Source organism: Niallia sp. FSL M8-0099 (assembly GCF_038006945.1).
Lineage (GTDB): Bacteria > Bacillota > Bacilli > Bacillales > Cytobacillaceae > Niallia > Niallia circulans.
Window position 1 is genome coordinate 2978543 of record NZ_JBBOWF010000001.1, and the last position, 12010, is coordinate 2990552.

The 12010-nt window shown below is 35.3% G+C and carries 13 protein-coding genes and 1 pseudogene; 2 read left to right on the plus strand and 12 right to left on the minus strand.

What is annotated here, in order from left to right:
• The first annotated feature begins 72 nt into the window (after positions 1 to 72).
• Entirely contained in the window at positions 73 to 1617 is a 1545-nt protein-coding gene (spoVB, locus tag NSQ92_RS14875) for a stage V sporulation protein B (RefSeq protein WP_047944303.1), read from the plus strand.
• 84 nt (positions 1618 to 1701) lie between these two features.
• On the opposite strand, the gene NSQ92_RS14880 is transcribed toward spoVB, so the two are convergent.
• On the minus strand, positions 1702 to 2343 hold the full coding sequence (locus tag NSQ92_RS14880) for a DUF421 domain-containing protein (RefSeq protein ID WP_047944302.1): 642 nt from the start codon (positions 2341 to 2343) through the stop codon (positions 1702 to 1704).
• A gap of 198 nt (positions 2344 to 2541) precedes the next feature.
• On the opposite strand from NSQ92_RS14880, the gene NSQ92_RS14885 reads away from it, so the two are divergent.
• Entirely contained in the window at positions 2542 to 2919 is a 378-nt protein-coding gene (locus NSQ92_RS14885; protein WP_082138430.1) for a TIGR04086 family membrane protein, read from the plus strand.
• 68 nt (positions 2920 to 2987) lie between these two features.
• Here the strand turns inward: NSQ92_RS14885 and yajC are convergent, their stop codons facing one another.
• The 11 genes and pseudogenes from yajC to NSQ92_RS14940 all read right to left on the minus strand — a co-directional run.
• Positions 2988 to 3290 carry a preprotein translocase subunit YajC gene (gene yajC / locus NSQ92_RS14890; RefSeq protein WP_047944300.1) on the minus strand — a complete coding sequence of 101 codons (303 nt, stop codon included), beginning with the start codon at positions 3288 to 3290 and terminating at the stop codon, positions 2988 to 2990.
• Between the two features lie 29 nt (positions 3291 to 3319).
• Positions 3320 to 4459, minus strand: coding sequence for a tRNA guanosine(34) transglycosylase Tgt (tgt, locus tag NSQ92_RS14895; protein ID WP_061800802.1), 1140 nt, complete (start codon positions 4457 to 4459; stop codon positions 3320 to 3322).
• Positions 4460 to 4629: 170 nt separating this feature from the next.
• Positions 4630 to 5658, minus strand: coding sequence for a tRNA preQ1(34) S-adenosylmethionine ribosyltransferase-isomerase QueA (queA, locus tag NSQ92_RS14900; RefSeq protein WP_061800803.1), 1029 nt, complete (start codon positions 5656 to 5658; stop codon positions 4630 to 4632).
• A 34-nt stretch (positions 5659 to 5692) separates the two neighbouring features.
• Positions 5693 to 5899, minus strand: a complete 207-nt coding sequence (locus NSQ92_RS14905) for a DUF2905 domain-containing protein (protein ID WP_047944297.1) — start codon at positions 5897 to 5899, stop codon at positions 5693 to 5695.
• Positions 5900 to 5950: 51 nt separating this feature from the next.
• A complete protein-coding gene (gene ruvB, locus NSQ92_RS14910; protein WP_144546505.1) occupies positions 5951 to 6946 on the minus strand; it encodes a Holliday junction branch migration DNA helicase RuvB in 996 nt (331 codons plus the stop codon).
• Positions 6947 to 6986: 40 nt separating this feature from the next.
• Positions 6987 to 7598 (minus strand): Holliday junction branch migration protein RuvA, encoded by a 612-nt coding sequence (ruvA, locus tag NSQ92_RS14915; protein WP_047944295.1) that lies wholly within the window; start codon positions 7596 to 7598, stop codon positions 6987 to 6989.
• A 197-nt stretch (positions 7599 to 7795) separates the two neighbouring features.
• Positions 7796 to 8326 (minus strand): BofC C-terminal domain-containing protein, encoded by a 531-nt coding sequence (locus tag NSQ92_RS14920; RefSeq protein WP_144546503.1) that lies wholly within the window; start codon positions 8324 to 8326, stop codon positions 7796 to 7798.
• Between the two features lie 210 nt (positions 8327 to 8536).
• Positions 8537 to 9466: an NAD-dependent epimerase/dehydratase family protein gene (locus NSQ92_RS14925; RefSeq protein WP_061800805.1), complete on the minus strand. Its 930-nt coding sequence runs from the start codon at positions 9464 to 9466 to the stop codon at positions 8537 to 8539.
• Positions 9467 to 9738: 272 nt separating this feature from the next.
• On the minus strand, positions 9739 to 10416 hold the full coding sequence (locus tag NSQ92_RS14930) for a YhcN/YlaJ family sporulation lipoprotein (protein ID WP_341152901.1): 678 nt from the start codon (positions 10414 to 10416) through the stop codon (positions 9739 to 9741).
• Positions 10417 to 10523: 107 nt separating this feature from the next.
• Positions 10524 to 11504 carry a phosphotransferase gene (locus NSQ92_RS14935; RefSeq protein WP_061800806.1) on the minus strand — a complete coding sequence of 327 codons (981 nt, stop codon included), beginning with the start codon at positions 11502 to 11504 and terminating at the stop codon, positions 10524 to 10526.
• Positions 11494 to 12010 (minus strand): annotated as a pseudogene (locus tag NSQ92_RS14940) (hypothetical protein); the annotation flags it as partial. The pseudogene NSQ92_RS14940 and the gene NSQ92_RS14935, both read right to left, overlap by 11 nt.

Sequence of the window (12010 nt, forward strand, 5' to 3'; positions counted from 1 at the left end):
ATGCTTTGTCCACTCTGTTGCATATAGATAATTGTATAGTATTATTCGCTATTTGAGAAGGCAGGTAATAGAATGTCTAAGTTTTTAAAAGGAACAATGATTTTACTTATAGCAGGATTTATTACTAGAGTTCTTGGATTTATAAATCGAATTGTTATCGCACGATTTATCGGAGATGATGGTGTTGGACTCTACATGATGGTTTACCCGACAATGATATTAGTTGTAACCATCACTCAGCTTGGACTGCCTGTAGCAATCTCTAAGAATGTAGCCGAAGCCGAAGCAGCAGGGAATTTACGAAAAGTAAAGAGCATCTTAATCGTTTCCTTAAGTACAACTTTAGGTCTAACAGTGATCTTTACTCCAGCTTTATTTCTTTTAGCACCCTATCTTTCTCAAACCCTATTTACAGATGAAAGAACTCTTTTACCACTTCTTGCGATTACGCCAATTATCCCAATAATCGCTGTTTCATCTGTTTTGAGAGGGTATTTTCAAGGCAGACAAAATATGAAGCCAGCTGCAATTTCTCAAGTGATTGAACAAATCGTTCGGATTGCGTTAATTGCGACTTTAACAAAAGCCTTTCTGCCTCTTGGAGTCGAATATGCTGCTGCAGGGGCAATGCTCGCTTCTGTTCTTGGAGAACTAGCGTCTTTATTCTATTTACTAGCATCATTTAAATGGAAAAAAAAATTTCATTTGCGGAAAAAATTCTTCCAATATGTACATAATGGAAAAAATACTTTCCAAGAACTAATGACAATTGCTTTACCAACAACAGGAAGCCGAATGATTGGCAGCATCGCTTGGTTTATTGAACCCATTGTTGTAGCACATAGCTTATCATTAGCTGGTCTTACTGCTATCAATGCAACAAAACAATATGGAGTATTAACTGGTTTTGCACTCCCACTCTTAATGCTGCCATCCTTCTTTACTCAATCATTATCAACATCTCTTGTGCCTGCTATTAGTGAAGCAAAAGCTAATAATCAACTAAAGCTAATCGAACATTTATTACAGCAAGCACTCAAATTCACCTTTATGACAGGTGGACTTGCCATTGTAGTCCTATATGTGTTGGCTGAGCCTTTAATGACCGTTATGTACGGAAGCACGCGAGGCACTTCCTTTATTCAGCTAATGGCACCGTTCTTTATTCTTAATTATTACCAAGGTCCACTTCAGGCTACTTTGCAAGCCTTAAATTTTGCTAGAGCAGCAATGATTAACAGCTTTATCGGAGCAGCCGTTAAAACAGCATTAATTTTTATTCTTGCAAGTCGACCAGAGTTTGGAATTTTCGGAGTAGCTATTGCCTTAATTGTTGGGTTTGTTTTAGTAACGATCCTTCATTTTGCTACAATATTAAAAACAATTAGTTTCTCGATTATTGTGAAAGATTATATAAAAATGCTGCTTGTTATTTTGCTGACTGCTTATCTTGGCTCTCTTTTAGTCAAAACAATAACGTTCCCTTCCATTCTGATACAAATCATCAGTATTACTAGTATAATCTGTATCTTTTATATCATATTGCTTTTTCTTTTCCGTTTAATGAACAAAAAAGATTTAGCAAAAATCCCTTGGATTGGTCCATTTTTTTCTTAAAACTTTTTCAACTGTAGCAACCAATGAGAATTCCGCTTCTCACTGGTTGCTTTTTTACTGAAAGATTTCACTGTTGTTCTTTCTTTAATGATCAATCACATCAATATAAAATTCACCGTCTTGATAACTGCAAAAGGAGATGTTTTTTATATTAACATATCCTTTATCTTTTAATTGCTGTCTTAACCATAGATTAGTTTTTCCTATTCTCTCTAGGTTGCTCTCTTGAATAATTCCATCCATAATTAATGGAATAGTAATAGATGACTTATTTTCTTCTTTTTCAAATACAGAAAGTTTACCTGATGTTTCTAATATGGCAAACTCTACATCTGCAATATTGCGGATATTTTTTTCTCTAAGCTGAATTAATAAGTCATCATAATTATAGCGCTGGCTTCTCATTGCTTTTTCGTCAATTTTACCATTTTTGATAATTAATGTTGGTTCTCCCTCAATAAAATCACGCATTTTTTTGCTTTTTAAAGAAAAGAACGCAAGAAGCACTTGAATGGCTAGTAGGATAAACATTGGAAATAGCGTTGGTAAAATGGGATCCTTATAATCTTCTATAGCAACAACAGCAATTTCTGCGATCATAATGAATACAACAAGATCTAGTATGCTTAATTCCCCTATTTCCCTTTTTCCCATCATTCGAAAAATAAGAACGATTAAGAAGTAGATCAAAATCGTTCTAAACAAAATGATCAAATACTGGTCCACATTATCTCCTCCGATCAAATATGTTCTCTTTTAATCTGCTCCATACGATAAAAATAATACAGAAAAGTAGCAGTATAAGGATGAGAGAAAAATGTGTTTTTAAATATTTTTTAATTCTATTTTCTTCCTTCCCGAATATGCTTGTACTAGAGAACTTTTATAGAAAACTTTAAATGTTTTGGAAAGGAGAGGTTTACAATCGAAGAGAGTAAACATGTTGGCAGTTCTGTTTTATACGGTCTAATTGCCATTTTCATTATGTTAATAGCAAGCAGTTTGTTCTTTTCCCTATTATTAAGATTTACATCTATTCAAGAATCATCCCTGCGATATATTATTACAGCCGTATCCTTTATAACTTTATTTGCAGGTGGTTTTATTTCCGGCGGGAAAGGTAAGGAAAGAGGTTGGTTTCTTGGGGGACTCACGGGGTTCATCTATTCCATCATCATTTTTTTATTTTCCTTTCTAGGCTCTGACCAACTATTTACGATAGAACAAACCATTTATCATGTATGTTATACCCTTATTTGTATGATGGGAGGTATTTTGGGGGTAAATCTTTCCAAAAAATAAACAACTAAAAATCCTTCGATAAAATACAAAAGTGCAATCTTATTTTTTAAGACTGCACTTTTTTTTACTTATTGTTCTGTTTTTTCTAATGTTGGACTAGCTACTGCAGCAGAGGATTCTACTACTTCACGAATTGCATTACGATCAAATGTCAGGCGTGAGCCATCTTTTGATTTTAATACAACCGTTCCTTCATCAATTGCATCGATTGTAGCATGCATGCCGCCAATCGTGACAATCTTGTCCCCTTTTTTTAAGCTACTTTGCATATCACGCACAGCTCTTTGACGCTTTTGCTGTGGACGAATTAGCAAGAAATAGAATAGTACAAACATTAAAATAAACGGTAGTAAACCAGCTAAATTTCCCATTTATATTTCCCCTCCTTTCAAATTCTCTATTAAAAGTTTTTAGCGTTTGGTTTATTAAAACCATAACGTTCGAAAAACTCTTCTTTAAAATCTCCTAAACGGTCGTTTCTGATTGCGTCTCGGACATTCTCCATTAAGTTTAACAGAAAATATAGATTATGGTAAGATGTAAGCCTTATTCCGAATGTTTCGTCACATCGAATAAGGTGACGAATATATGCCCGGCTATAATTTTTACAAGTATAGCAATCACACTCAGGATCCAATGGTCCAAAATCTCTAGCATATTTAGCGTTTTTCACAACAAGACGGCCTTCACTTGTCATCACCGTACCATTTCTTGCTATTCTGGTTGGTAACACACAGTCAAACATATCAATCCCACGAATTGCACCATCGATTAATGAATCTGGTGAACCTACTCCCATTAAATAACGCGGTTTATTATCTGGCATTAATGGCGTTGTAAATTCAAGGACACGATTCATCACATCCTTAGGTTCCCCAACTGATAATCCACCGACTGCATAGCCAGGTAAATCTAAAGAAACTAAGTCTCTTGCACTTTGTTTGCGAAGCTCTTCGTATTCTCCACCTTGAATAATACCAAATAAACCTTGATCCTCTGGACGTTTATGTGCCTTTAGGCAGCGTTCTGCCCAACGAGAAGTTCGTTCCACTGATTTCTTCATATAATCGTATTCTGCTGGGTAGGGCGGACACTCGTCAAATGCCATCATAATATCTGACCCTAGGGCATTTTGTATTTCCATTGCTTTTTCTGGGGAAAGGAATAATTTATCCCCATTTAAGTGGTTGCGAAAATGTACGCCTTCTTCTTCGATTTTGCGGAAATCACTTAAACTAAAGACTTGAAATCCGCCCGAGTCCGTCAATATCGCTTTATCCCAATTCATGAATTTATGAAGCCCGCCTGCTTCTTTCACAATGTCATGACCTGGTCTTAACCATAAATGATAGGTATTACTTAAAATGATATTTGCTCCCATCGTTTTTAAATCTTCTGGTGCCATTGTTTTTACTGTTGCTAACGTTCCAACTGGCATAAAAGCCGGCGTTTCAAAAGATCCATGGGGTGTATGGACAATCCCCAATCTGGCGCCTGTTTGCTTACAAGTTTTTATGAATTCATAACGTATTGCTGTCAAATTTATTTTCTCCTTCATATAAAGTGAATCTTTCTCAGATTCATGATTAATTTTCCGTTTTTAATGAAAAAATATCTAGTAACTAAAAAACAGTAGAATCGACTATATTATTCTAAAGAATATTACTGCGAAACTCAAGCAATTGATAACCTATCATGATGATCGATTACTTATTGTATAAACATTGCATCGCCAAAACTAAAGAAGCGGTATCTTTCTTTGACTGCTGTTTCATACGCATGAAGAATGTTCTCTCTTCCTGCCAGTGCGCTTACTAGCATAATTAACGTCGATTTAGGCAAATGGAAATTCGTAATCATGCCATCAATTCCTTTAAATTCATATCCAGGGTAAATAAAGATACTTGTCCATCCACTGCTTTCTACAAATTCACCATTATTGGCAGAGGCAATTGTTTCAAGCGTTCTAGTTGAGGTTGTACCTACAGAAATTATTCGTCCGCCTTGACCTCTTACACTATTTAATAAGGCAGCTGTTTCCTTATTAAGCTGATAAAACTCCGCATGCATTTCATGTTTATCTACATCCTCAACGTTTACTGGTCGGAAGGTGCCAAGACCAACATGCAGAGTAATAAAGGCAATATGTACACCCTTTTTCTTTAGTGCATCTAACAATTCTGTTGTAAAATGGAGCCCAGCTGTTGGAGCTGCCGCAGACCCCCTTTCCTTCGCGTAAACAGTTTGATAACGATCTTGGTCGTCTAGTTTTTCTTTAATATAGGGAGGCAGCGGCATCTCGCCAAGCTGATCCAAGATTTCGTAAAAAATGCCCTCATATTGAAAATCAAGAATACGCCCACCGTGTTCCAACTCTTTTACACAAACTGCTTTTAGTGTTCCATCTCCAAAGGAAATAACGGTACCTTCTTTGACTCTTTTGGCTGGCTTGACAAGTGTTTCCCACTTGTCATCTTTTTGCTGCTTCAGCAATAAAACTTCAATATGTGCTCCAGTATCTTCTTTTTCACCATGTAATCTAGCTGGCAATACTCTTGTATCATTTAATACTAAACAATCTCCAGGATTAATATACTCATATATATCTTTAAACTTGCGATGTTCTAAATCACCAGTTTCTTTATTAACGATCATGAGTCTGCTGCTTGTACGATCCTCTAAAGGCGTCTGCGCAATTAATTCTTCTGGTAAATAAAAATCAAATAAATCTACTTTCATATCTGTCCACCTATTCTCTTTTATACAATCTTTTTTAGCGAAATTTCCCGATAAAATAAAAAACTAAAGATAAAATGATACTAATCACAATACAAGTTGTAATTGGAAAATAAAAAGTTGAATGCTCTTTTTTAATCAAAATGTCACCAGGAAGTTTTCCAATCGGCACAAACTGCATTACTAATCCAATAAGAAATACAATCACACCAATAGTCATTATATACTTAGGAATATCATTCATTATTTTCGTCCTTCATACCGCTTATTCTTTTCTATTATTTAAATGTTTCCATCAATCCAATTTTATATTTAAATGTTCATAAACAAGATGTGTGACGCTTCTCCCTCTAGGAGTGCGCTGCAAGAAACCAATCTGCAGTAAATATGGTTCATAGACATCTTCAATCGTATGTGCTTCTTCCCCAATTGTTGCAGCAATGGTTTCTAATCCTACTGGTCCACCTTTAAATTTATAAATCATTCCTAGTAATAATTTATGGTCAATATGATCTAACCCTAAACGGTCCACTTGCAAAAGTTCAAGGGAATGGTCTGCCAATTCTTTCGTAATCATTCCATCACCCTTTACTTGTGCAAAATCCCGCACTCTTCGTAAAAGGCGATTCGCAATTCGAGGTGTACCTCTTGATCGTCTAGCAATTTCCCATGCTGCAAGGTCCTCTATTCCAATTTGAAGTACAACTGCTGTTCGGGAAACAATATCTTTGAGTTGATCTACCTCATAATATTCCAATCTAGACAGAACCCCAAAACGATCTCTTAACGGTGCAGAAACGGAACCCGCTCTAGTAGTCGCACCAACAAGAGTGAATGGAGGTAAATCTAGGCGAACTGATCGAGCACTGGGACCTTTGCCTATTACAATGTCTAAACAGTAATCTTCCATGGCAGGATATAAGACCTCTTCTATAGCTCGCGGCAAACGATGTATTTCATCAATAAATAACACATCCCCAGGCTCTAAGGCAGTTAAAATTGCTGCTAAATCACCTGGCCTTTCGATTGCTGGACCAGCAGTTGTACGAATATTAACTCCCATTTCATTCGCAATAATCGTTGCAAGTGTTGTTTTCCCTAAACCAGGGGGACCATATAATAATACGTGATCAAGAGCCTCTTCTCTATATTTAGCCGCTTCGATAAACACTTTTAAATTTTCTTTTACTTTATCTTGCCCAATATATTCCTGTAATTGAATGGGTCGAAGACTTTTTTCAAATGATAAATCTTGTGTATCTGCTTCACTTGAAATAATTCGATCATCCATAACATTCACTCCTTTCTTCTAGATAATCGTTTATCCACATTTATCTTTTTAAAAGAAGCTTCAATGCCAATTTGATATAACCATCTGTTGATAACTGTTCCTTCTTTAAATGTGGGATAATTTTTTTGACTTCTTTCTCCGAATATCCAAGTGCGGTTAAAGCAAGCATCGCTTCATCCATTGCTGAATCACTTTCTGCTTTCGCTACATGCCTTTCTACTGTAAATAAATCCGGGGAGAAATCTGGCATAAACTCTGCTAGTTTCCCTTTCAAATCCAAAATCATTTGTCTTGCTGTTTTCTTGCCAACACCAGGGAACTTCACAAGGAATGCTTCATCTTCCGCTTCAATAGCGGATATTACTTGGCTCGGTTCTCCAGATGCAAGGATAGCCAATGCTCCCTTAGGTCCGATTCCTGAAACGTTAAGGAGCTTGGTAAATAAAGCTTTTTCATCTTGCGAACGAAAACCGTATAAGCTAATATTATCTTCTCTAACATAATGGTATGTATATACAGTAATCTTACTACCAGAAAAGGCAGAAAACGAAAATGGATTAGGTGTTTTAATCTGATAACCAATCTCATTATTTTCCACTACGATGTATTCTGGTCCAACAAATTCTACATTCCCTTTTATATATTCGTACAAATTATATTCTCTCCCTTATAAAGAAAACTTCCAAAAGTAGGGCTCCGTGCCCCTTAAGTGTGGGATAAATCCTAGCCCTTATTTTATCATACTATTTTGTAGAACTGCTATTATAGATGATTTTCATAATATTCTTGCAAAAAAAAGTGAGCAGATTCGACACGTTTACTGTGTTTCCTCTGTTCACTGATAATTCCTTAATTAGTAGTTTCAATTGTTGTTAAGTTTTTAAAGGTTTCAAGTACTTTTACATAACGATCTCTTGATTTAATCGGAATACCTTTTTGTAAATCTTCATGTTGTTTCGACTCCAGCTTCTTTAAATCAAGCTGGAAAAAGGACTGAATAATGTTCTCTTCAGCCGGTTTTCCATTATAAATGGTTAAAATCCCTTCTTCATTAATGCCAAAATAACCATTTGTTTTCAACAATGGAGATATATCATCAACTTCTTGTTTAAAAACAAGATCTCTGCTTGTCATATCTACCAGCTGCCATTTATCATACTTTGACCAGAAATCTTCCATCGACCATACTGTCTCTTCTATTGTTTCTTCACTCACTTCTCCGTCTAAATAAATCCTTTGCAATACGACTTGCAATTTTTTAGGATTCTCATTTTGAGAGACACCGCTTCCAGTCTTTCCATATACTTGTCCGTTTGATAAAAAGACAGTAAGAATACTGACAAGAAGAACAGTTGAAAATAAAAGGAATCTGGTTTTCATTATAACCACCTCTTCACATTACTCACAACAGCAGCTTTATTTCCAAGGAAATAAGGTACTGTCAATCTAAAGTTTGGTTTTAAACAACCTTACTCTCTATTATTCTCACCATAAAAAATAATTTCATTCCTAATTTTTAGCAATCTTATATTGGAGGGTTCTCTCATAGCGTATCGTAGTAACTCTCTCTAGGTGGAATCATAATGAATCCTATTTCAATAGTTCGTTTTTCTGTTTTAGGGCATGTTTTATATTAACCATCGCTAATCTAATCCCCTCTATAAACGACACTTGAGCATGCCATCCAAGATGGACTTGTGCCTTCTTTGTTGAAATTCTACTTTTCTCTCCTTTTTTCAAACCCACGCGAGGAAGAGAATCTTCATTTATCAATGACTGAATAATAGAGACAACTTCTTTCATTGAATATTTTTCCATCGGACAAATATTAAAAATTTCATTCGTGCCTTTATTTAAACTAGAAATAAAGGCTTTAACAGCATCACTAATATGTAAAAAATGTTTCTTATCTTCTCCGTCTTTAAAACAAATAGACGGACGATTTTCCAACACATTTTTGATTGTTGTTTCCACTATACTTTCGTTCTGCTTCTGGAAGGAATATTCTCCATATAAAATAGGAAATCGTAAAATCGTATAAGAAAGACCATATAATGTATGATAATGTTGTATATATTTCTCCACTATCTTTTTCGATAATCCTTCAAATAGCACTGGTTGTAAAACCATATCCTCTGTGATCACATCTTCCAAGTCCCCATAAACTGCTATGGTAGACGGAAAAATAATTTTTCCTACTTTAGCTTCCACACATGCCTCCAGTACTTCAAGCGTACGAGCAATATTCTTCTCTGAATGTTCAAAGGAATCTTTCATTTTGTTAGACATAATTGGCTCATTTGATAAGTCAATTACACAATCGATTTGATACTTTTCCATTAAATCTGCTAATTCCATCTTGTTCAAGAAAGTGTTTACTTGATGATGAACTAGAGAGGACAGGATGCTATTTTCTTTTTTCCGATCAGCTACTATGTAACAAACTTGCTTGTTTGAAAGTTCTTGCATTAGAGCATGTCTAATTTTATTCTCTTGTCCACCTACGATTAGCACTCTCACTATATATCCCTCCGCCATTTTCGGCTTTTAACTAACATTTTATAAGTTCTTTATAACGAATGTATTTTTCATTATAAAGTATATCTCTTTTCTCTTGTAATTTCAATAACTAATTCATTATATAGAACGATCCTTTTTTCTATTATAATCATGCTTTTCTTCTTGTATATTTGGGGGAATATCGTCTATCACTTTTAAAACGTTTCTAATAAAGAACGAATGGACTAAAAACTAACCCCAAGTGGTTATACCACTCAAAGTTAGTTTTTTTATTATCTATTGTCCCTAGCTGGATTTAAATCCTGAAAAATATTTTCAATATTATGGTTAATCGTTTGCCGCGGCTGACCATTTCGAATCGAACGATTTATATCTTCTATACTGTTAAATATTCCTCTATCTGTGATGATTGAAATGTCTCTTCCGTTTAGTGAATCATTTAGTTTGTCTTTTACCTGCGCTTTTGTTTTGGCCACATTCTTTGTATTTTCCACTTCCAATGCAACTAAAACGTTCTCTCCATAAACAAGCGTACGTGCATTTTTTACATTATCCATTTTAGTAACTCGATCGGATATTTTTTCAGCTAATTCTGTGTCATAAGATACTCTTTCATTCTGATCATTTATATTTACGTTATCACGATTGTTGTGATGATTATTTACATTTCTTACGTTTGTTCTGTTTCTATTGTTTACATTCCGAACATTGGATCCATTTGTATTTCCTTCATCCCCAAAAGTATGGTCCATCATTTCTGTAATTGGTCCATCATTATCGGCATTCCCAACGCCATTGTTTCCTTCATGCTGTTCATTTGAATAATATCCAATTGGCCTAGTATTATTAAGGCGATTTCGATCAGCAGTTTGATCCTCATTTACACCACAACCTGTTAATCCAAAAGACAATGTCAACAGAACTGGAGCAACTAGTTTAACTTTACGCATAGTAGAATTCTCCCCTTCATGTAAAACTTGAGCAACCTTGCTCTCTTTTATCTTCTACTGTTCGGAAAGAAACATACTGTAAAGTCTAGCCAGTCTTTTTTTATGTCTTATGTTCCTACAAGTTGTTGCAGTTTTTGATAAAATTTCTTCCTTTTGTGAAACTGATTGGTTGTTAATAATTGTACTTGTTCTAACAAGTAGGCATTATCTACATCTTTATTTCTGATTATTCTATTCCATTCCCTCAGAATATCTGTCGGATATATTAAAGCCATTAAAAACCATTTATCTTTAAAAAGATCGGCGTAGCCTTGCATACTTTGTAAATCTTGTATAGACCATCCTATATCAGGAAGAATGCGATTAGCAAATTGTAAATAGTCTGCAATTCGTGGACCAATACTAATTAAATCAAAATCAATTAAGTATAATTCATTATTCCTAACACGTAAGAAATTATGATGAGCAACATCCCCATGCAGGATTACGTTTGGGTTTGTATCCAAATAGTCTATTTTGTTTTTTATTGAACCAAATGAATAATCAGCCCATTCCATTATTTCCTTTACTATGTCTTTTTTTACATATTGCTCAATAATTGGTATATTCATTCGATATTCTTCTAGTCTGTGTTCAAATTTTTTCATTAAATGAAAAGTTGGCAAGATATACTTATATATTTCTACCAGTCGCTCTGTAACCGAATAATAATGCTCCAATAATTGAAGTGCTTCCCGTCTATTCCGCTTACTATGATATGAAAAAGAATCTTTATGTGGGGGAAGATATTCAATCAGCCCATACACTTTATTATCGATAACAATTGGCTCCTCATCGAACTCATAAAATTGATATGTCTGTGTAAAACCTTCTTGTTTAAGCGCTCTTGTAAAAGCAACTTGAACTTTGAGTTTTTGATAACTAGTAAAACCTTTTAAAATTATCCAATATTGCTTCGTTTTTATTAGATATACATCATTTCTAATCCTGCTTAATTCGATGATTTGGAACGGTATTTTTTTTTCTAATAAAGAAAGGAGACGATAATAAAAAGTATCGTCTCCTCTATGAAAAAAATCATAGATCACTGCTTTCATCCTCTTGGTATCTTGGCATTCCAAATGGAGTACCTTGATTCATGCCATATGGATTCATAAATGGCGGCTGCCCAATAGTAGGATTATAAGGAGGTGTGAATACTGGAGCATTCCCTCCCGGTCCATAAGCAGGTGATGCCACTTCTGAAGTAATCGCCCCTTCATAAGATGGCGCCTCTTGAACTGGACCATTATTTTCCGTTGAATAGGAGTTTGGCGTATTTCCAACAGCATCTTGAGGATAAGGAGATTGATTTATTGAAGATTGATTATATCCGGTCGGATAGCTTCCCATTTCCGGACCAAATCCTTGTGGCATTCCTCCCATTTCCATTCCTGGATTGAACATCCCCGCCATTGGATGACCTCCTAATTCCGGGCTAAATCCTTGCGGTATTCCTCTCATATCCATTCCTGGATTGAATCCCCCCGTCATTGGATAGCCTCCCATTTCCGGACCAAATCCTTGCGGCATTCCTCCCATTCCTGGATTAAAT

Coding starts and splice junctions, on each gene's coding strand:
- spoVB (WP_047944303.1), top strand. CDS start 73: ATGTCTAAGTTTTTAAAAGGAACAATGATTTTACTTATAGCAGGATTT.
- NSQ92_RS14920 (WP_144546503.1), bottom strand. CDS start 8,326: ATGAAAACCAGATTCCTTTTATTTTCAACTGTTCTTCTTGTCAGTATT.
- yajC (WP_047944300.1), bottom strand. CDS start 3,290: ATGGGAAATTTAGCTGGTTTACTACCGTTTATTTTAATGTTTGTACTA.
- NSQ92_RS14930 (WP_341152901.1), bottom strand. CDS start 10,416: ATGCGTAAAGTTAAACTAGTTGCTCCAGTTCTGTTGACATTGTCTTTT.
- queA (WP_061800803.1), bottom strand. CDS start 5,658: ATGAAAGTAGATTTATTTGATTTTTATTTACCAGAAGAATTAATTGCG.
- NSQ92_RS14905 (WP_047944297.1), bottom strand. CDS start 5,899: ATGAATGATATTCCTAAGTATATAATGACTATTGGTGTGATTGTATTT.
- ruvB (WP_144546505.1), bottom strand. CDS start 6,946: ATGGATGATCGAATTATTTCAAGTGAAGCAGATACACAAGATTTATCA.